The organism is Paenibacillus sp. FSL R5-0341 (assembly GCF_037975235.1).
GTDB classification, from domain to species: Bacteria; Bacillota; Bacilli; order Paenibacillales; family Paenibacillaceae; genus Paenibacillus; species Paenibacillus amylolyticus_A.
This window is the reverse complement of record NZ_CP150241.1, coordinates 1,616,536-1,634,902: the sequence shown is the minus strand read 5'-3', so window position 1 is coordinate 1,634,902 and position 18,367 is coordinate 1,616,536. Positions and strand designations below refer to the sequence as shown.

Here is an 18,367-nt window from a genome sequence, read left to right as displayed (position 1 = left end):
TGGCTGATCCATGAGGGCAAAGTCTAAGACAAGTTATCATGAAGGCAGGGTTCTTTTATTCAGGGGACCTCCGGCATGGGCTTGTCTTTTTCTTTGTTATGTTGACAGTGTGCAACTTTATTTCTTATTATAGAAGTAACTGTATCAATCTACAGTGAAGGAGACTGAGCCCGTGATCGAAACGAATACGACAAGACGTAATGAATCACTGTTACAAGCACTGACTGCACAACACAATGCCATCACCAATAACATTGCTAATGCAGACACGCCTAACTACAAAAAGAAAACGGTAGAGTTTCAGGAAGAGCTTAGACGTATCGTTGAAAATGGCAAAACAGATCAGCTCGCCATGAAACGGACTCATGACAAACACTTTCCTATCAGTGATCCCCATTCTTCCATCGTACAGTACCGAATTGTCGAGAACAACGAAACAGCCATGAACAATAACAACAATAACGTTGATATTGACAAGGAAATGGCGAATCTTTCGGAGAATCAGCTCATGTATAACTACATGGTTGATCGGGTCAGTGGACACTACAAAAAAATGAAAAATTTACTGAATGATTTGAAATAATGAATGTACAGCAGCCCGCGATGGCTGCTTTTTTTTATGGTCTTTCCCCCTGGGTGTAGCTCGTTTGGTACCATTTTTCGGTATCCGCTCCTGTTCGTAGTATAATGGGGAGAAACGATTGATTTCATATCGAACAAAAGAGGTGCAACATGGCTCCACGTCATTTAAATGGTTTTCAAGGTTCCAAAGTGAGGCTCGCGGCTCCATGCCCGGAAGATTGCATGCGTCTCTCCCGCTTCACAGACGATTATGAATATTTGCGCAACATGGATACTGATATCGCTATTCCGTTAACGCCGGATGAAACGGGTTCTTCGTCTGTCCGCCGAGACAACGGTTTTGAATTTGCTTTACGTACACTGGATGGGAATCGATTCATTGGCTTCACCGCGCTCTATCGGATCGAATGGAACAATCGGTCTGCTCGTCTGGCTATTGGTATCGGCGAAGAAAATGATCGGGGTAAAGGATACGGCAGCGACGCCCTGGCTCTGATTCTTCGGTATGGCTTCCACGAATTGAACCTGAACCGGATTTCGCTGGAAGTCATTGAATACAATGAAGCCGCTAGACGTGCGTACCTAAAAGCCGGATTTCGGGAAGAGGGTCGCCAGCGTTCTGCAGTTTTGCGGGATGGCATGCACTATGACCTGATCTCGATGAGTATTCTTGCGGAAGAATGGTCGGTACAATCTCAGCTGCCATTGTCATTCCAGTCCACTCGTACTTCTGAATCTGGGGAAATGACAGCGGGTGGCTTCTCGCAGCGTCATGCGACCGAACAAGCTGCGCTATCCATCTCGGAGTTACGCTTAGGTCCAAAAGGTGAATCTGAAATTACGCCTCGCATCGGTGTAGGTGCGGTCATCCTGAATGAACGGGGCGAAGTGCTTCTCGCCTGGCGGAACCGCCAGCCCGAACAGCACACATGGAGTATTCCAGGCGGGAAAGTCGATCCCTATGAATCACTGGAAACTGCTGTTATCCGTGAAATCAAGGAGGAAGTGAATCTGGATATCGCCATCGACAGCCTGCTCTGCACGGCGGAGACGATCCAGCCAGAGCAGAAGGAACATTGGATATCTGTTCTCTATTCCACCAAGGTGATTGGCGGTCATGCTCGTAATCTGGAAGAAGGCGGCGCCATTGGTGAGATCGGCTGGTTCCCATTGAACGATCTACCCTCTCCACTCGCCTGCTTTGCCGTACCTGGGCTGGAGGCTGCAAAGAAGCTATATAATGAATCCCTATAATTCTAATATTCCATCGGATGGAGGTATTCGCTATGATTCATGCAGAACAGATGAATGATCTATTCCAGGCGGTACAGGACGGCCATGTTGAGAAACTGAAATCACTGCTTGATGCTGACCCGGAACTCGCCAATACTGAAAATCAAGATGGCCTCACGCCACTGGGATATGCCTCTCATTATGGACAAGCAGGAGCAGTTCGTGTTCTTCTGGAGCACAGTGCCGATGTTAACGCCATTTCTCATTCCAAAATTTCCTTTATTCCATCCAATACTGCACTGCATGCCGCACTTGCGGGAGAACGTTCGCCAGAAGTTATTCACCTTTTGCTCGAACACGGGGCATCCACGAGTATTCTGGATAGTGATGGACAACATGCGCTGCACTCGGCGGCATTTCATACGGATCAGACTGAACTCATCGAGATGTTACTCCAACATGGTGCCGATCCGAGTGCATTGAACTCATCAGGCCAAACCGCATTGGACATTGCACTTGAACGTGGCAACACATTTACAGCTTCGTGCCTGCGTGCTGCCGTTGCAGCGCAGTAGCAACAATGATTAGATAACGTGAGCAATACCGTGAGTAACCGTCAGGACTCTTTTTGGAGTACAAAAAGAAGGTCTGACGGTTATTTCTTGTTCGATTACTACCTCTATCGGAAGGCTATATAAGTTGAGCTAAAGAATATTTACACTTGCCACTTCGATGACAGAACAACCTTCCGATCGCTGTTATCCCCAGATTTTTTTTATTCACTTTTACAAAGGTGAAAATCTGGCGATAAAGGCGAACGCTCCGCTTCTTCAGGTTATTTCAGTCCTCTACGTTCTCGTGTAAATATAGTTCAACTTCTATAGAAATCAGAAATCAGGTACATACATATTTTTCTCAGAAAATAAGAACCGTTTCATGCCTTACACGGTCTAATACTCAACATATCCATGAAAGGAGGAGCCATGTGACCCCTACTCAGCTCACCATCGCCGCACAAAAAGGGGATGCCGAGGCTTTTGCAGCCTTAATGGAATTGCATCAGAGCCAACTGTACCGTATCGCCTATGCGTATCTGCACAACGAAGGTGATGCGCTGGAAGCAATTCAGGAATCCACCTTCAGGGCGTTCCGCAAACTCAAAAAATTAAAAGAACCCTCCTACTTCGGTACGTGGCTCATCCGCATACTGCTCAACTACTGCGCGGACGAACGCAAACGCAAAAGTCGGTTCAGTCCCGTCACCGAGATCCATGAATCCAGCAGCTGGGATCGTCCTGCGGATCCCGATCTTGCGGCCGCTGTATCCACCCTTGATCGGGATTGCAAACAGATTATTATCCTGAGTTATTTCGAAGGTTTCTCCTTAACAGAAGTCGCCGATATTCTCGAAATCCCGACCGGAACCGTAAAATCCCGATTACATCGGGCACTCGGACAGCTCCGTGATCAACTTGAAACGAAAGGAGATGCATCCTCATGACGGATGAACAAAAATCATTCGACGCATTGGAAGAACGTCTGAATGCTCGCAAGACGGAGTACGAAACCATGCCTGTGCCCGATGCCACCTATCAGGCTGTGCAGTCCGGAATCCGCCAGGCGGCTCGTAAGCGAAAGTCCCGGCTGCGTTGGTATATGAGCTCCATCTCAGCAGCTGCCCTCATCCTGCTGTTTACGGGATGTATCCGTGTCTCTCCCGCTTTTGCGTCCTTCGTGGAGCAATTGCCTGGCATGGAAGGCATTGTGAGCATGATTCGCCAGGACAAAGGATTAATGATGGCGATCGATAAGTCCCTCTTACAGAAGGTCGGGGTAACCGACGAGCATGATGGTGCTTCCGTGACCGTTGAAGGCATTATCACAGACGAGTCACGTATGGTTATTTTTTACACGATGAAAGGCATGAAAGATCCAGAGAAATTCAACTATGACATTGATTTGCTGGATGAGAACGGTAAAGATCTTCCTGTTGCATTTGGTTATTCCTCACCTAAATCTACTTCAGACGAGAATGTATATGAGAATATGATTGATGTGATCTTCTCGGATGGAGCCTCTCCGCCCGAAGAGCTGAGTGTTGTGTTTAAGCCAAGAGATACAGCAGGTTCTGAAAAGTGGAAAGTGACGTTCCCGGTAGACAAAAATCTTACCAAAGGCATGAAAAAAGTCATTCCTGTGAATCAGACGTTAACGGTGGATGGGCAGCGTATTGATGTGAAAGAGGCTACTCTGTATCCAACCCGTCTTGTACTTGATGTGAATTTTGATCCAAAGAATACCAAGAAGGTATTTGGCCTGAGCGATCTTCAACTGGTCGACGAACAAGGTCGCGCGTGGAGAACGGATACCTCGACAGGTGGGGATGAACGCTCCATTTACTTCGAAAGCATGTACTTCTCCATACCGAAAAAGCTGACCTTACAAGGATCTGGCTTCTCCGGATTGGATAAAAAGGATCTGGATCTTTCCCTTGATCTGAAGTCACACCAGATTACAGGTGGCCCTCTTGGATTGAAGATGCTTGGCAGCAAGGTCGAAGGCAAAGATCTAATTATCGACTTTTCTGTTGCTGGTAGTATGGACGGTGGGTTCGTTCTCTCTTTCGGAAATGTTACAGACAGTGCAGGGAAATCATATGAGGTTCCTGGCTCCAGTTGGAGTAGTGGGGAGGGAACGGATGACAGTCACACGATTGTTTCTTCTACTGTCGAAAATGGAGCCAAGATGCAGGGGAAAATCCAAATGCACATTTCCACCTATCCGATGAAAATCAAATCACCATTCTCATTGGAGATTCCTGTGAACCCTTAATCTGAACACAACGTGCTTTCAATAATCGGATTAATCTATATAATGGAAATATTCATGAAGATGAGCAATATTCACAAGAAAGGGTGTTTCCACAATGAATCAACGTTCCATCCGTTATCCGCAGCCACTCGCTGCGGGAGACCTTATCGGTGTGGCAGCACCCTCCAGCGGTGTAGGCGAATCTCTGCACCATTATCTTGAGGAGAGCAAACGCAATATGGAGCGCCTTGGTTTTGGCGTGCAGGAAAGCCCGTCGCTCCGCCACAACACCAAATGTGTGAGTGCCTCCAAAGAGGATCGCGCGGAAGAGATGAATCAATTTTTCAGCAATCCAAATATTCAAGCTATTATCCCTCCATGGGGTGGAGAATTCCTGATGGATATCCTGCCCCTGATAAATTGGGAAGTCTTAAAATCGTTGCCGCCCAAATGGGTCATGGGTTATTCGGATATCAGTACCTTCCTGTTTGCCTACACCCTGCTCACAGGAACAGCGACAGCGCATGGCACCAATTATGTGGATTTAAGATCAAACGCCATTGATCCCGTGACTGCGCGCTGGATTGATGTTTTACAGACGAAACACGATGAACAGATCACACAATCGTCTTCCACGCATTATCAATCAGCTTGGAAACCGGAACTACCGGGATTCAACCTGGATACACCTTCGCGTTGGAAACAGCTCGGCCACTCGGAAGATGCAGATACCTCTGTGTCGTTCTCCGGTCGGCTGATCGGCGGCTGCATGGATACGATCTCCAGTCTGATTGGCACGCCGTATGCACCTGTTGCATCCTATCTGGAGCAATACTGTGCAGTCGAAGGTACCATCTGGTACTTGGAGAGCTGTGAGATGAACGCGGGGGATATCTACCGTCATCTGTGGCAAATGAAACAGGCTGGCTGGTTTGCAGGTGTGAAAGGTTTCATGATCGGTCGACCTGCGGGTTATTCCGATACAGCGGATTTCAATTTCACCGATGCCCTATCCTCCGCGCTTGGGGATCTGGATGTCCCTGTACTGTACGATGTGGATCTCGGCCATATTCCGCCCCAGCTCACCTTTGTGAATGGAGCACTAGGCAAAGTGACTTATGAAAATGGACGCGGGAACCTGGAGATGGCGTTTGTGTAATCACCTTTTGTAGGCAGATGCATACCTTGAAGTATGAACTTATTTTGAGGAAGGGTTGTGCATCATGTCTGAATCCACATCCACGCCGTCCACGCGTGTCGTGTATCAAGCCAATCAACCGATGCTTCAATCCGTGCAAAGTGTGCGGAATATGCTTCATCATACAGCCCGGCAGCATGTAGGCAAGAAGGTACAAGTCCAGAATATCGATGGGCAGGTATGGGAAGGTGTCATCATTAGTGCAGACCGGGGAATTTTGTATCTTCAGGTTACCCCGATGCATGGATATCCTGAGCCGCGCGCCTTGTTTGGACCAACGATTTTGCCACTTGTGCTGTATGAGTTGTTAGTTATTACACTGTTAATGTAGCTGGTATTATGCGTCTATATCCGAACCCGCTTCAAGAAGCTTCGCTCCTGTGACCTTTAGGTCTTGGGAACGAAGCTTTTTTATCGTCATAGCGTCAGTGCGGTATGATTCCTTGCGGGCGTGTGAAATATGATACAATGGTGTCGGCACCACGCCTTATCTCAAATGAAACGGAGCTTGATCCGGTTGGAATACATACGTCATGATTCATCACCCGTATCTCAGACCGAGACGGGTATGATTGGCAACAACCCTACTGAACAATCCCGCGTGATCGCAATCTGTCTGCTCGCAGGCAAAATCATGCTGCAAAGCGGTGGTGAAACTTACCGTGTGGAAGATACGATGAAACGCATGGCGGCAGCGCTGGGTTTACCCCATTCGCACAGTTACGTTGTACCAACAGGTATCTTCTTCTCTGTCGATGCGACCGAACCCGCCAAGCTGATTCGCATTTCCGAGCGTACGACGGATCTGGACAAGGTATCTGAGGTGAACGCAGTCTCCCGCCGCATCGGACAAGGGGAACTCACTGTGCAGGAAGCCCATGATCTGTTGGTACAGATCGAAGGCAAGCCCTCCTCCTATTCAACGGCTGTGCAGCTTGCGGCTGCAGCGCTGTCCAGTGGTTGTTTTACCATTATGTTTGGCGGGGGCTGGAGTGACTTTCTTCCGGCGTTGATCTGTGGTGGTATAGGTTATGCGGCAGTTATTGCCTTTCACCGATTGGTACGGGTCAAATTCTTTGCGGAGCTTACAGCATCCTTCGTCATTGGCCTACTCGCTTTTTTCCTCATCTACATGGGAGTAGGTCATGAACGGGACAAAATCATTATTGGTTCGGTTATGCCGCTGGTTCCTGGGCTACTGATTACCAATGCTGTACGCGATCTGATGGCAGGGCATCTCGTATCCGGATTATCCAAGGGAGCCGAGGCATTTCTGACTGCTTTTGCCATAGGTACCGGCATTGCAGTTGTATTTTCACTTTTTATGTAAGACGGAGGAATACAGGATATGCTCCATTTTATTGAACAAGCCTTGACTAGTTTTGTCGCTTCAGCCGCGTTTGGGATCATCTTCAACGCACCACGTCGCATGCTGCTCCACGGTGGATTTGTCGGTATGATCGGCTGGATTATCTATATCGTGCTCGAATATGCAGCGGATGCGGTTCCTGCTACACTTGCAGCGACCATCGCCGTTGGTGTCATCAGCCAGGTATTCTCTCGCATGTTTCGTGCACCCGTTATCATCTTCAGCGTCGCAGGCATCATTCCTCTGGTTCCTGGTGGACTGGCATATAATGCGATGCGAAGTTTTGTGCAAAATGACTACAGTTCCGCCATGGAGATGGCCGCCAAGGCACTCATGTTATCCGGCGCTATTGCCGTAGGCCTTGTGTTGTCCGAGGTATTAAACCAGATGATACGCCGAATTCCCGGATCACTACGGACAAAATCATCATCCAAATGAACCTTCCAAGTACCTTCCCTATCTTAGTCGCAAAAAAAGCCCACGGTATACAAGCTCAATGCTTGGTATGCCATGGGCCTTTTCGTTTGGTTTCTACCGTGTCACTAGCGAAGCAAGTTACTTCACAAACGTATTCTTTACCCGAATTGACTTTAGAAAATACGGAATGAAGATACAGCACGTCAGAATGGATCGTACAATCAACTGAAAAGCCGGAGTTGCATCAAGCACATGCTGTTCTCTTGGGATTTCATTGCGCGCAATCAGAATCCACGTCACGATGCTTATGATCACATTCATCAGGTACATCACCATCATCATACGTGGAAACTGTCTCTTCCGTTTATATAAAAGAACGAGATTCACGATAACGATCATCAATAGAATGCTGCTGCTTATGAAGCCAAACCACAGGAGTGGACGGATCATCTCCGCGTAGATCTGAGGATCGACACCACGGCCTTCTTCCCATCTGGCAGGGTCCATGATGACATTCACCTGCGATACATCCGAGATGAGAAACACCAGCGCAAGCCAAAGACTGATCTGGATTAAAATAAGCCATCCACCCAATCCGGAGATACCAGGCCGTTCCGGTCTAATCCCAGTTTTGGGTTGCAGCGAGTTCATATCCGTATCTGTATCCGAGTTACTGTATTTACGGCCCATTTCATCCTCCTTTTACATTTAAGTTATACAAAAAAACATATTATACATTAAAATCTATATTCTGTGTTATCCAAGAGAAGGAAATTACCGCCTGGACTATGGTCTCTCTCGCCCGCTTACATTCTATTGCGTAGCACGTTTCATCACCGATGCGAATAACTCCGCTGCAACACCACTTCCTGACCTCATATAATGTTCTGCATCCGTATGATCAAATCCCATCCAGACTGCCGCAGTCCAGTTACCCGTGTAGCCAACAAACCATATATCCCGATTGGCCTCTCTACTCACACCAGGTAATGCAGCCTGCGTTGTTCCGGTTTTGCCCGCTACCTTGTGCTGACCCAGTTGTGCCCGACTTCCGGTTCCCTGACTGACTACATTTTGCAGCATTCTGGTCATGGCATTCGCCGTGCTTGAGGAGATTACCTGCTTATTTTCTGATTTACGAGCATATATTGTTCGTCCATGGGAATCTGTAATCTTACGTATCAGATGGGCAGTATTCAGCTTACCGTTATTCGCAAACACGGTGTAGGCCTGGGCCATCTTCATTGGTGACACCCCCTGATGCACACCTCCCAAGGCAATCGAGAGATTCAGGTCTTCTTTCCCTAGTTCTATACCGAGCCTTGCGGCAAACTCATGTGCGTAGTTCAGTCCGGTCTCATGAAGCAGCCATACGGCTGGGGCATTGATAGACTTTTGCAGCGCTTGGGACAGGGATACTGAACCGCTGTAACGTCCACCGAGATTGGAAGGTTGATAGCTACCATATTGCATACGTTTATCCGGTAGTATACTCTCTGGCTTGAACTTCCCCGACTCCAACGCAGGACCAAATGCAATAATTGGTTTAAAAGAAGAACCCGGCTGCCTTGCATCCATAATCGCCCGGTTGATGCCCCCTTTCAAGGGATTACGCCCTCCCATCATCGCTTTCACTTCACCGTTATGCTGGTCGATAATGACCATACTCGCCTGAACCTGCTTATCTTGGCGATCATCGGGAAATCGTGTAGAATCTGCAAATGTTTCTTCCATTCCAAGTTGCGCCTGCCGATCCAACCCGGTTTGAATAACCCAGCCTGCCGCTTGAATCTCTGCTTCACTCTTGCCTGTGAGCCGAGAAGCCTCCTGAATCACAGCATCCACGGCAGACACATATGCGGGTTCGCTCAAGCCCGATGTAGCTGTTACGCTCAACACAGTGTCAGGAGGCGTGTAATTGACGTTACGGGCTTCGAGCATCTGTTTTCGCGTAATTATTCCCTGTTCATGCATGAGGCCAAGGATCACGGAACGCCTCTGTTTGGAAAGGTCCTGATGATCTACCGGATTGTATATGGATGGACCTTTGGGCATACCTGCCAATGTAGCGATCTGCCATAGTTCCAACTGGTGCATATCTTTAATTCCAAAATATCGCCAAGCTGCCGCTTTTACCCCATACTGCTGACGTCCCATGTAGATCTGATTCAGATACATTTCCAGAATTTCATCCTTATTGAACTTTTTCTCCAGAGCCATCGCAATCGATATCTCATTCACCTTTCGGGTTAATGTCTTATCCCCGTTCAAGTACAGATTTCTTGCCAATTGCTGCGTGATGGTGCTTCCTCCCTGACTCAGATCCATATGTATGATGTCTTGCACGATGGCTCTCCCGAGTCCGATATAATCCAGTCCATCATGGTTGTAAAAACGTCGATCTTCTGTAACCAGAAAAGCCATTTTCAATAAATTCGGCATTGCGTTCAGGTCTGCATATTCGGAATATCCTTTGGTCATCGTATGCAACCTCGATATTTCTCTCCCCTCTGCATTTGTAATAATAGTGGAAGAGGCCACCTGCATGGCCTCTGGATGATTGCGAAGCATTCGTTCGCCATAAGAAAACAGATAGAGATAGAAGACGGTCAACATCAGAACTACAAACACTGCTGCATCAAAAACGGTATACACCCATCGCTTGCTCCCGTGCTTCAACATTCGGCATCCCTACGAACCCGTTCACTGGAATCTCCGCGTACTGGTTCATTCCGGTCTGTAATCTCCATGGCATGTCCCAGCAGCATTGTCTGTTCATACGCCAACTTGACCCAGTGCTGAACCTCCACCTCGTCCCGGCAGCGCCCTTGGATGATCTCATCCAGAGAAGATTGAATACCGTAGAGAGTAAGTTTTATTGGCAACATGGATCGGGTGGATGTTACTTGGGACGGATCATTTTCCAAATTTTCTTCCATACGTTCTATAAGGCCAGATCGATTATTCTCAGTTGACACTTTCCCTGTCTCTGCCCACCCATCTTCTGGGTCTGATGCATTCAACCCTTCCTTATTCATAAGAAACGCAATCCCATTCAGGTTGTCAGCAATTAGTCGTAGTTCACCACCACTCAATACATCAATACGGTGAGGAATCTGCCCCTTTGCAAGTTCTGCTGATCCGCGTGTAAGTTGACTGAGATCCTCCGCAATCTTCTGGGATCGAATCCAGAAAAAGATCGCAAACAAGGCTCCACCAATGAAGATAAAGAGCGGCCTTGTGCCGATGTGGTTTATTCCCCAGTTCATCATACGAGTGATCCAAGCTGCATCTGAAAGGACGTGATTGTGGGCAAAGCGTAGCACGTGATAAACGACAAAAAGGAGCGCTGCGCTGAGTAACGCGCTTGCTCCTCCAATGTATATGTATCTGAGTCTTAAGGTATTGAATCGAGACTTCATATTCGGCATCCTCCTCTATACATAGGGTAATAAAGGTAGAATACCGAATATTTCTTAATGAAGAAGTAGTTAACTTCTTACCAAATTCTTAATTTTTACTCCTCTGAATAATGACTTGGCGGAGCAGCAACCATAGGGAATCGGGTAACAAAATCCGTTCTGCCGTTTTCACTGTAGGCAACGATACTTCCTCGATGCAATTCAATCATCGATTTGGCAATTGCCAGACCAAGACCAGTGCCACCCGTATCCCGGGAACGGGATTTATCCACACGATAGAATCGATCGAATAAATGCGGCAGATCCTGTGTCGGAATCGGTTCGCCATAATTACTAATGCGAACAACGGCCTCTTTACCTTCAAGGGCCAGCCCAATCTCCATTAGTTTGCCTTGCGAACCATACCGGATGGCATTGCTGAACAGATTCTCATACGCTCGTACAAGCTCCCCTGGAGCCGCCTGAATCCATAGTGGTTCTTGCCCACCGATGATCTTATACTCCATACCCGCTTCCTCCAGCATGGGAGCAAACTCTTCAGCCAGTTGCATCAGAAACGAATTCAAATTCAACGCTTGTAAAGACAACGGAAGGCTCCCACCACTTACACGCGTATATTCGAACAAGTCATCAATCAGCTTGCGAAGAGTCAGGGATTTCTCATAGGCAATGCTAACATAATAGCGCATCTCAATCTCATCTTGGTACCGATCCTTCTCGATGTACTCCAGAAATCCCAAAATAGATGTGAGCGGTGTTCTCAGATCATGAGATATGCCGGTAATCAGATCATTTTTGGCAGCAACCGCATTACGCTCTTCCTGAAGCGACAACTGCAATTGTTCAGCCATCTGATTAATGCTTGCAGCAACCACGCCAAATTCATCCGAGGTCTTCACTTCGATGCGATGGGATAGCTCTCCTTTGGCAACTTCCTGAATTCCTGCCGTAATTTCATCCAGAACCCGCATCACCTTGCGAGAGAACAGGAAAAAAAACAGTACAAAACCGAGCACGCCTACCACAATCATCAAAGGCACCGAACCGATATTATTTACCAACCACCTGATTCCTTGAGCGGGTATTGAATAATCCGGATACGTCTGAGCTTCGAGGATAGTCTGTCCCACCTGACTGCCCCCGTACAAAATAACTGCAGTTAATATGCCACTCAGCAGAAATGCATAGATAAATTTCCATCGGACTGTATTAATCAACTTAGCATTCATTGTAGAAACTCCCTGCCTGTGTTGTTCATGTCACATGAAATCCTAACGAGTATGCATGCATGAAGATTCATGCTCATTGCGGTTTGATCATCTTGTAGCCCACACCCCATACCGTCTGAATGAACTTGGGATGTTTGCTGTCGAGTTCAATCTTCTCACGAATCTTGCGAATATGCACCATAACGGTATTGTTCGACTCCATGAATTCTTCTTTCCAGACTTGACGATAGATCTGTTCCATACTGAGTACTGAGCCTTGGTGACGAGCCAGTAATTCGAGAACAGCAAATTCACGCGGAGTCAGACGAACCGGTTGCTCATCTACCCAAACTTCATGTGTATCGGTATTAATGATCAGATCATCAATAACCCACTCGTGCTCTTTATTCTCCCGCCCTTCATTGAAGGTATGATACCTGCGCAGCTGGGATTTCGCCCGTGCGACAAGTTCAAGCGGGTTAAACGGCTTGGTCACGTAATCATCAGCACCGATGCTTAGCCCTGTGATTTTATCCATATCCATACTTTTGGCGGACAGCATGATAATCGGCATTTTCTGCTCTTCCCGAATTTTCATACAAGCTTCAATTCCGTCCATATTCGGCATCATGACATCCAGAATAATGAGATCAATCGGTTCTTTCTTCAATTGTTCCAACGCTTCAAGACCATCATTCGCAGTGAGGATCCGATAACCCTCGTTGCCAAAATAGATTTCCATCAGTTTAATAATCTCCTGCTCGTCATCCACAAGCAGAATGGTTGCTGGCTGGGCCACGGCATTATTCCTCTCTCTTCCACAATTCCTTACCTGCTCAAATTATACCACCGAGGTATACGTCTGCGAAAATATCATGATCCTCAAGCACACGTTCAAACTTGATCATCATCCCATGTATCTCTTTTGGCCTCATCTGCTGAATTCATACCACAGAAGACACTGGAATTCTCCGATGTTTTAAGTATAGCTTGTAGTATTGTTGGACTGAAAACCGTTCTTTTTGAACACGTACTTATATGTATTCTATCCGTTCTTATCATTATCGTATGTCTCGTATTGAATAATACCTTTCTATTTAAAAAGCACTGATTTGGGCTCCTTACCCGTCAGGGTTAACATCGTATACAATTGTCCCCTATGATGATACACATGTCCCATAATCTCAAGCAACCACTCCAGCCGACTATAGGAAGCTCCCCAGTACGAGTCTGTCACATGCAGCAATTCTTCGGTGTTATATTGCCTGTATCTTTGGTACAGATACATCTGGTTATCAATCAAAGCCTGTTTGATCTCACCGAGCGAATTCACCTGGTTCTCCTCATAGAATTGAGCCATCTCTTCTTCCGATGCACCTTCGGAAATATAGACATCCGCTCGGCAGATCACAGACAGATGGGACAATAGTTCACCAACAGGCCGTTTGCCCTCAATTGGCGTCAAAGCCAAATCTTCTTCAGACAGCTGATCACATATATCAATTAACGATGTTACTGCCACATCAATATGTTTGAACGCAGATTGAATCAACAGATACACTTCCTTTTCATCCCATTATACAGAACATATGATCGGTTATCAACCAAGATACCCCTCCTTAATATATACCCCAAATCTATATAAATTGAACAAAACATTTACACAAAACGGAGAAGACAGAAAGGACCTGAAGAAGCAACGCGTTCGCCTTTATCCCCGGATTTCCCCTTTATAAAAGGTATCAAAAAAATCTGGGGATAACAGCGATCGGAAGGTTGTTCTGTCATCGGAGTGTGCAGTGTAAATATTCTTTAGTTCAATTTATATAACAATTTACGAACAAAAAAGTCCTTCCTCCTTCATATAGACGGGATTCAGGACATTTTGTTGCCTATTTAATTTCAAATCTTCGCTCAACTTGAGTATAACGAACAATACGTTTGCTCGAATCGTCCAGCCTCCAAGTCAGATTTACGAATGAAAAATTGCAGTTCTCCGCAATCCCACCATTGGAAACCAATGGCATCATGCGTATCTATCTTCAACAGCAGCAGTGTATCGGATAGTTCCTGCCATGTCCGATCCTCATCTCCGCCGTAATACTTGGTCAGCTTCTTCTCACATTCCTGCTCGTTATAACTGTACTCTTCTCCCAGTGCGATCTGTAACAAGGCCCGATGCTCGGCATCCGGATGCTGCCCGTCAGGATATCCAAACATCCCACCCCAATTCAGCGTACTCGGATGATTCCAGCTCGACTCGAATTCAAGGTATCGGTCATACAGATCCACTTCTGACTCAGTCTCATCGGTCTCATGCCGCGGAGGCGAGAGCTCGTTCAGCGCGTTGGCATCAATATATGCATATGTAGGAAACTCAAGATTAGGCAGTACGGTCACCGAATGTGCGACAAACGGGGCCCCATCCAGCGCGGTATCCCCTTCTGGCTCTCGCCTTATCAGGTTATGGGCACTTGGCTCAAAAATCACACGATGTTCAATGGGACAGGCCGATTCATCCGTACCAACGAAAAAGTATAACATTCCCCGTTCTGGCAAAGTCCCGCGTCCATCATTCGGCGTATACGGTGACAAATCCACCAGGTTCAACTGGGCTAGGAAAGTCATCGGAACTCCTTCTTGTGTTACCGGCCACGCCATGCGACTCGGCAAATCCGGGTGTCCACCTACACGTGAGTTTCCTGTTCTGCGATATTCGTCCATTGTGGATACATCGAGGCGAATTCCCCAGCGACTTGAAGATAACAACAGATCGGCAGCGACTCCCAAACCATATTCCTCAAGTGTTTTACGGGCTTTTCTGGTTAGACGTTCACATTGTTCTGGCTTAATCATATAGATCCTCCCCTTTTGACAATACACCTATGCTGAGACATATTCAGGTTCACACCTGTATATTCTTCCGTCCGGACGTCTTTCCCTGCTTCTAGCAAAAAAAGAGACTGACATGCTCTGTCAGTCTCCTTCCTTATCCTTTATTCCATTTCAACGATTTGGATCAGAAGACTATTCCTGGTAAGCGCGCATATGCTCCTCACCATCCAGGAATTCATGGGCCTGATGGGCTGCCATCACACCATGATAGCTAATATCCAGACCCAAATCTTCCTCTTCTTCCGTCGAACGTACAGGTACAATTTTTCCAATCAGCTTTAATCCGATCCAAGTCATGGCGAATCCCCAGATGACCAGAGCTGTAAGTCCAAGTGCCTGAACTCCCAGCAATCTCCAGCCGCCGCCCATGAATAATCCACCATCCGTGGCAAACAAACCTACAGCAATCGTTCCCCACATTCCGGATGCGGCATGCACCGGGAAAGCACCGACCGGATCATCAATCTGCCGACGGTCCAGCCAGTTGGTGGCAGCCATCATCAATAAACCGGATACTGCCCCAATGAATATGGCTGCTACATCAGCAACAAAAGCACAGCCCGCTGTAATTCCGACCAGTCCCGCAAGCGAACCGTTAATGACCGATGGCGCATCTGAGCGATTGAAGCGGAACAAGGTGTACAGTAACGTAACCGCACCCCCCGATGCCGCAGATAGCATCGTAACAATTGCAATGTGACCGATTCTTACATCCGTCGCACTCAGCGTACTGCCGGCATTAAAGCCAAACCAGCCGAACCATAACAGAAATGCACCTACAGATGCGAGCGGCAGATTACTCGGAAGCGCAATGGCACTTACGCCAAGTGGCGTGTACTTTCCTTTACGCGGACCAATGATAATTGCAGCAGCCAGTGCCGAGAATCCCCCTAATGCATGGATGACAGCTGAACCGGCAAAGTCCTGCATTCCCAGCTGACTAAGCCAGCCGCCGCCCCATGCCCAGTGTCCACCAATCGGATAGATGATCGCCGTCATCAATATGATATACAGGAGGTAAGCACGGAAGTTGATCCGCTCTGCCACTGCTCCTGAAACGATGGAAATAACGGCAATGGTAAAGGCAGCCTGGAACAACCAGAATGTCTCAAGAGATACCGGTACATCCAGATGCGACAAATCCCCGTTCAGGAAAAAGCCCGTTACTCCGGCAAAACCGCTAACGTCCGAACCATACATCAGTCCAAAACCGATCGCATAGAACAGCAACGTTCCGATCGTAATATCAGCAAAAACCTTCATAATAATGTTCACACTATTTTTATAACGCACAAAGCCAGCCTCAAGCAGGGCGAATCCACCCTCCATCAATAAAATCATCGCTGCACTCAGTACGACCCAGACCGTATCGATTCCGGTGCTTAACGTCTCCAAAGTCATGCTTGTACATCCTCCGTTTCACTAAGCTGTATGAGCTCACGGATTGTATCGGGCGCAAGCTCAATCTCGTCCCGCTCAATGCTGTCCGGATGCTTAATTCGTTCTGCGATCTGATCCAATTCACGTATGCGTCTACGAATTTGTTCCATCTTGCGAAAACGTTCCTTCACCTGAACCATATATTCCACCGCCTGATGATGGGATGCGGGGCGTCCCGCGAACCATTTGCGTACGGTTGACAACGATTGATAAGCGACCTCTTCCGCTCGACGCTTTTGTTCGAACTGTTCGATCTTCTGCTTGAGCGTTTGGATCTCACTTTCTTTTTTGACCTTCAGTCGTTCGATAAGGTACAATAAATCGGACGATGATATTTGCAATGCTGTATGGTGATACACCTCATCGATTACTAACATATCATGTCAGGACTCCTCACATATCAAGTTACTTGTTACCGATTATAGTTTGCCGGGGTCTGCCCGTCAATCTTTTTTTGGATTTGACAATTATTGAAATGAACCGTTCATAGATGAACGGCTTTTTTTTATTTTGTACAAATTACATCTAACAAGGTTAATCATGCCTACGTTTCGCATTCATCCCTCTCATTCTTTATGCTTATAGAATAAGCATCCACATTTTGGGTAATGGACATACACAGACTATTAGCATCATAGAACCCATATAAGGAGAGGATTGCACGATGTTTACTCGCAATGACGATATACGCAACCAAATCTGGGAAAGCGTCTCGGGACTCGAAGAAGAACAACTGAACCGAAAACCTTCACCCCAACAATGGAGTATCATGCAAGTACTGCGTCATTTGAATCTGATGGAACATGTCATTGGGAAACAAGCGCGTCTTGCGCTAGAGAAGGAACAGACCGTATCTGTGGACAAAAAACCTTATGAACTAACATTGGACCGTAGCCGCTCCATTGAGGCACCGCCCCATCTTCAGCCTCCAGCAGCGCCCGAAGCACTCACAGACGTACGCAGTGATCTGGACGAATCCCACCAAGCGCTTAACCACTTTGCATTGGACCATGACCCTGACCTGCTGCGCAGCAAGTCCTTTTCTCATCCCGTATTCGGTGAGATGGATCTTACCCAATGGATTGACTTTGCAAGTTATCATGAGGAACGCCATCTGGGACAGATTCAAGGAATTAAGCATCAGCTTGGCGTATAAACCCAACCTCCACGTTCACATAGCGATGAATATAGTTGAACGACAAAAACCTCCAATCCTATAACCTAGGTTGGAGGTTTTCAGCGTTCTTATCTCACAAATAAGCACAGCACTTATATTTTTTTACCCAAAATCGCCAGATCTCTATTCATACCATCCAGCACAGCCACTTCGGGATAATACCCCCACTGTTCAAAACCATGCTTGCGCAATAACCCCAGACTCGGTTCATTATGCCCAAAGACAAATCCGAGAATCGTCGTAATTCCAAGCGCGGGACACGCCGCAAATACAGTTTCGAGCAAACGTCCGCCAGCCCCAATCCCGCGGCATTGCCGATCCACGTATACACTAACTTCCACCGTTCCATTATACGCAGGGCGTCCATAGAACGAGCTGAGACTTGCCCAAGCTACTACCTGTCCTGCCTGCTTCATCACCCAAAGCGGACGATAATCCGGTGAATGTTCCTCAAACCACGGAACACGTTGCTCCACCGTTACCGGCTCCAAATCCGCTGTCACCATGCGGCTCTCAATGGTGGAATTATAAATTTCCACAATCCTCGGCAAGTCCTCGAGGCGCGCATATTCAATCTGCACATCTTCCAGCTTCATCGCTACTCCTCCATCATTC

The 18,367-nt window shown here is 47.2% G+C and carries 20 protein-coding genes and 1 pseudogene; 11 read left to right on the top strand and 10 right to left on the bottom strand.

Annotated elements, in window-relative coordinates:
• The first annotated feature begins 172 nt into the window (after positions 1–172).
• The 10 genes and pseudogenes from flgB (at position 173) to MKX75_RS07235 (ending at position 7,631) form a co-directional block, all read left to right on the top strand.
• A complete protein-coding gene (gene flgB / locus MKX75_RS07280; protein ID WP_145146521.1) occupies positions 173–583 on the top strand; it encodes a flagellar basal body rod protein FlgB in 411 nt (136 codons plus the stop codon).
• A 149-nt stretch (positions 584–732) separates the two neighbouring features.
• Positions 733–1,221, top strand: a pseudogene (locus tag MKX75_RS07275) (GNAT family protein); the annotation flags it as partial.
• 210 nt (positions 1,222–1,431) lie between these two features.
• Positions 1,432–1,836 carry an NUDIX domain-containing protein gene (locus tag MKX75_RS07270; protein WP_254847840.1) on the top strand — a complete coding sequence of 135 codons (405 nt, stop codon included), beginning with the start codon at positions 1,432–1,434 and terminating at the stop codon, positions 1,834–1,836.
• Between the two features lie 32 nt (positions 1,837–1,868).
• The gene (locus MKX75_RS07265) at positions 1,869–2,390 is read left to right on the top strand and encodes an ankyrin repeat domain-containing protein (RefSeq protein WP_339169047.1); all 522 of its coding nucleotides are present in this window, start codon (positions 1,869–1,871) and stop codon (positions 2,388–2,390) included.
• Positions 2,391–2,800: 410 nt separating this feature from the next.
• Entirely contained in the window at positions 2,801–3,316 is a 516-nt protein-coding gene (locus MKX75_RS07260; RefSeq protein WP_076330056.1) for a sigma-70 family RNA polymerase sigma factor, read from the top strand.
• The gene (locus tag MKX75_RS07255) at positions 3,313–4,647 is read left to right on the top strand and encodes a DUF4179 domain-containing protein (protein WP_339169046.1); all 1,335 of its coding nucleotides are present in this window, start codon (positions 3,313–3,315) and stop codon (positions 4,645–4,647) included. The genes MKX75_RS07260 and MKX75_RS07255 overlap by 4 nt, the downstream gene beginning before the upstream one ends.
• A gap of 94 nt (positions 4,648–4,741) precedes the next feature.
• Complete coding sequence (locus MKX75_RS07250) at positions 4,742–5,785, top strand: S66 peptidase family protein (protein WP_339169045.1); 1,044 nt, start codon at positions 4,742–4,744, stop codon at positions 5,783–5,785.
• Between the two features lie 64 nt (positions 5,786–5,849).
• Entirely contained in the window at positions 5,850–6,155 is a 306-nt protein-coding gene (locus MKX75_RS07245; protein WP_047842070.1) for a hypothetical protein, read from the top strand.
• Positions 6,156–6,392: 237 nt separating this feature from the next.
• Positions 6,393–7,154 carry a threonine/serine exporter family protein gene (locus tag MKX75_RS07240; protein ID WP_076331221.1) on the top strand — a complete coding sequence of 254 codons (762 nt, stop codon included), beginning with the start codon at positions 6,393–6,395 and terminating at the stop codon, positions 7,152–7,154.
• An 18-nt stretch (positions 7,155–7,172) separates the two neighbouring features.
• Positions 7,173–7,631 (top strand): threonine/serine exporter family protein, encoded by a 459-nt coding sequence (locus tag MKX75_RS07235; RefSeq protein ID WP_339169044.1) that lies wholly within the window; start codon positions 7,173–7,175, stop codon positions 7,629–7,631.
• 117 nt (positions 7,632–7,748) lie between these two features.
• Here MKX75_RS07235 and MKX75_RS07230 read toward each other — a convergent pair whose 3' ends face one another.
• The 9 genes from MKX75_RS07230 to MKX75_RS07190 form a co-directional block, all read right to left on the bottom strand.
• On the bottom strand, positions 7,749–8,300 hold the full coding sequence (locus MKX75_RS07230; protein WP_339169043.1) for a DUF2569 domain-containing protein: 552 nt from the start codon (positions 8,298–8,300) through the stop codon (positions 7,749–7,751).
• Positions 8,301–8,423: 123 nt separating this feature from the next.
• Positions 8,424–10,265 carry a PBP1A family penicillin-binding protein gene (locus MKX75_RS07225; protein ID WP_339169042.1) on the bottom strand — a complete coding sequence of 614 codons (1,842 nt, stop codon included), beginning with the start codon at positions 10,263–10,265 and terminating at the stop codon, positions 8,424–8,426.
• A 20-nt stretch (positions 10,266–10,285) separates the two neighbouring features.
• Positions 10,286–11,032, bottom strand: coding sequence for a hypothetical protein (locus tag MKX75_RS07220; protein WP_339169040.1), 747 nt, complete (start codon positions 11,030–11,032; stop codon positions 10,286–10,288).
• A 95-nt stretch (positions 11,033–11,127) separates the two neighbouring features.
• The gene (locus MKX75_RS07215; protein ID WP_339169039.1) at positions 11,128–12,261 is read right to left on the bottom strand and encodes a HAMP domain-containing sensor histidine kinase; all 1,134 of its coding nucleotides are present in this window, start codon (positions 12,259–12,261) and stop codon (positions 11,128–11,130) included.
• A gap of 73 nt (positions 12,262–12,334) precedes the next feature.
• Entirely contained in the window at positions 12,335–13,039 is a 705-nt protein-coding gene (locus MKX75_RS07210) for a response regulator transcription factor (RefSeq protein ID WP_339169038.1), read from the bottom strand.
• A 294-nt stretch (positions 13,040–13,333) separates the two neighbouring features.
• On the bottom strand, positions 13,334–13,801 hold the full coding sequence (locus tag MKX75_RS07205; RefSeq protein WP_254847776.1) for a DinB family protein: 468 nt from the start codon (positions 13,799–13,801) through the stop codon (positions 13,334–13,336).
• Between the two features lie 353 nt (positions 13,802–14,154).
• Positions 14,155–15,096, bottom strand: a complete 942-nt coding sequence (locus tag MKX75_RS07200; RefSeq protein ID WP_076330048.1) for a YwqG family protein — start codon at positions 15,094–15,096, stop codon at positions 14,155–14,157.
• Between the two features lie 171 nt (positions 15,097–15,267).
• Positions 15,268–16,536 carry an ammonium transporter gene (locus MKX75_RS07195; protein WP_339169035.1) on the bottom strand — a complete coding sequence of 423 codons (1,269 nt, stop codon included), beginning with the start codon at positions 16,534–16,536 and terminating at the stop codon, positions 15,268–15,270.
• Entirely contained in the window at positions 16,533–16,952 is a 420-nt protein-coding gene (locus MKX75_RS07190; RefSeq protein ID WP_076330047.1) for a hypothetical protein, read from the bottom strand. Before MKX75_RS07190 ends, MKX75_RS07195 begins: the two co-directional genes overlap by 4 nt.
• A 287-nt stretch (positions 16,953–17,239) precedes the next feature.
• Here MKX75_RS07190 and MKX75_RS07185 point away from each other — a divergent pair, with 287 nt between their 5' ends.
• Positions 17,240–17,731, top strand: a complete 492-nt coding sequence (locus MKX75_RS07185; RefSeq protein ID WP_339169034.1) for a DinB family protein — start codon at positions 17,240–17,242, stop codon at positions 17,729–17,731.
• Positions 17,732–17,844: 113 nt separating this feature from the next.
• Here the strand turns inward: MKX75_RS07185 and MKX75_RS07180 are convergent, their stop codons facing one another.
• Positions 17,845–18,348 carry a GNAT family N-acetyltransferase gene (locus tag MKX75_RS07180; RefSeq protein WP_076330045.1) on the bottom strand — a complete coding sequence of 168 codons (504 nt, stop codon included), beginning with the start codon at positions 18,346–18,348 and terminating at the stop codon, positions 17,845–17,847.
• Positions 18,349–18,367 lie beyond the last annotated feature (19 nt).

What these genes read in the sequence shown, in the direction of transcription:
- MKX75_RS07180 (WP_076330045.1), bottom strand. Translation starts at nt 18,348, where the DNA reads ATGAAGCTGGAAGATGTGCAGATTGAATATGCGCGCCTCGAGGACTTG.
- MKX75_RS07235 (WP_339169044.1), top strand. Translation starts at nt 7,173, where the DNA reads ATGCTCCATTTTATTGAACAAGCCTTGACTAGTTTTGTCGCTTCAGCC.
- MKX75_RS07190 (WP_076330047.1), bottom strand. Translation starts at nt 16,952, where the DNA reads ATGTTAGTAATCGATGAGGTGTATCACCATACAGCATTGCAAATATCA.
- MKX75_RS07230 (WP_339169043.1), bottom strand. Translation starts at nt 8,300, where the DNA reads ATGGGCCGTAAATACAGTAACTCGGATACAGATACGGATATGAACTCG.
- MKX75_RS07265 (WP_339169047.1), top strand. Translation starts at nt 1,869, where the DNA reads ATGATTCATGCAGAACAGATGAATGATCTATTCCAGGCGGTACAGGAC.
- MKX75_RS07195 (WP_339169035.1), bottom strand. Translation starts at nt 16,536, where the DNA reads ATGACTTTGGAGACGTTAAGCACCGGAATCGATACGGTCTGGGTCGTA.
- MKX75_RS07240 (WP_076331221.1), top strand. Translation starts at nt 6,393, where the DNA reads ATGATTGGCAACAACCCTACTGAACAATCCCGCGTGATCGCAATCTGT.
- MKX75_RS07245 (WP_047842070.1), top strand. Translation starts at nt 5,850, where the DNA reads ATGTCTGAATCCACATCCACGCCGTCCACGCGTGTCGTGTATCAAGCC.
- MKX75_RS07250 (WP_339169045.1), top strand. Translation starts at nt 4,742, where the DNA reads ATGAATCAACGTTCCATCCGTTATCCGCAGCCACTCGCTGCGGGAGAC.
- MKX75_RS07220 (WP_339169040.1), bottom strand. Translation starts at nt 11,032, where the DNA reads ATGAAGTCTCGATTCAATACCTTAAGACTCAGATACATATACATTGGA.
- MKX75_RS07255 (WP_339169046.1), top strand. Translation starts at nt 3,313, where the DNA reads ATGACGGATGAACAAAAATCATTCGACGCATTGGAAGAACGTCTGAAT.
- MKX75_RS07200 (WP_076330048.1), bottom strand. Translation starts at nt 15,096, where the DNA reads ATGATTAAGCCAGAACAATGTGAACGTCTAACCAGAAAAGCCCGTAAA.
- MKX75_RS07185 (WP_339169034.1), top strand. Translation starts at nt 17,240, where the DNA reads ATGTTTACTCGCAATGACGATATACGCAACCAAATCTGGGAAAGCGTC.
- MKX75_RS07215 (WP_339169039.1), bottom strand. Translation starts at nt 12,261, where the DNA reads ATGAATGCTAAGTTGATTAATACAGTCCGATGGAAATTTATCTATGCA.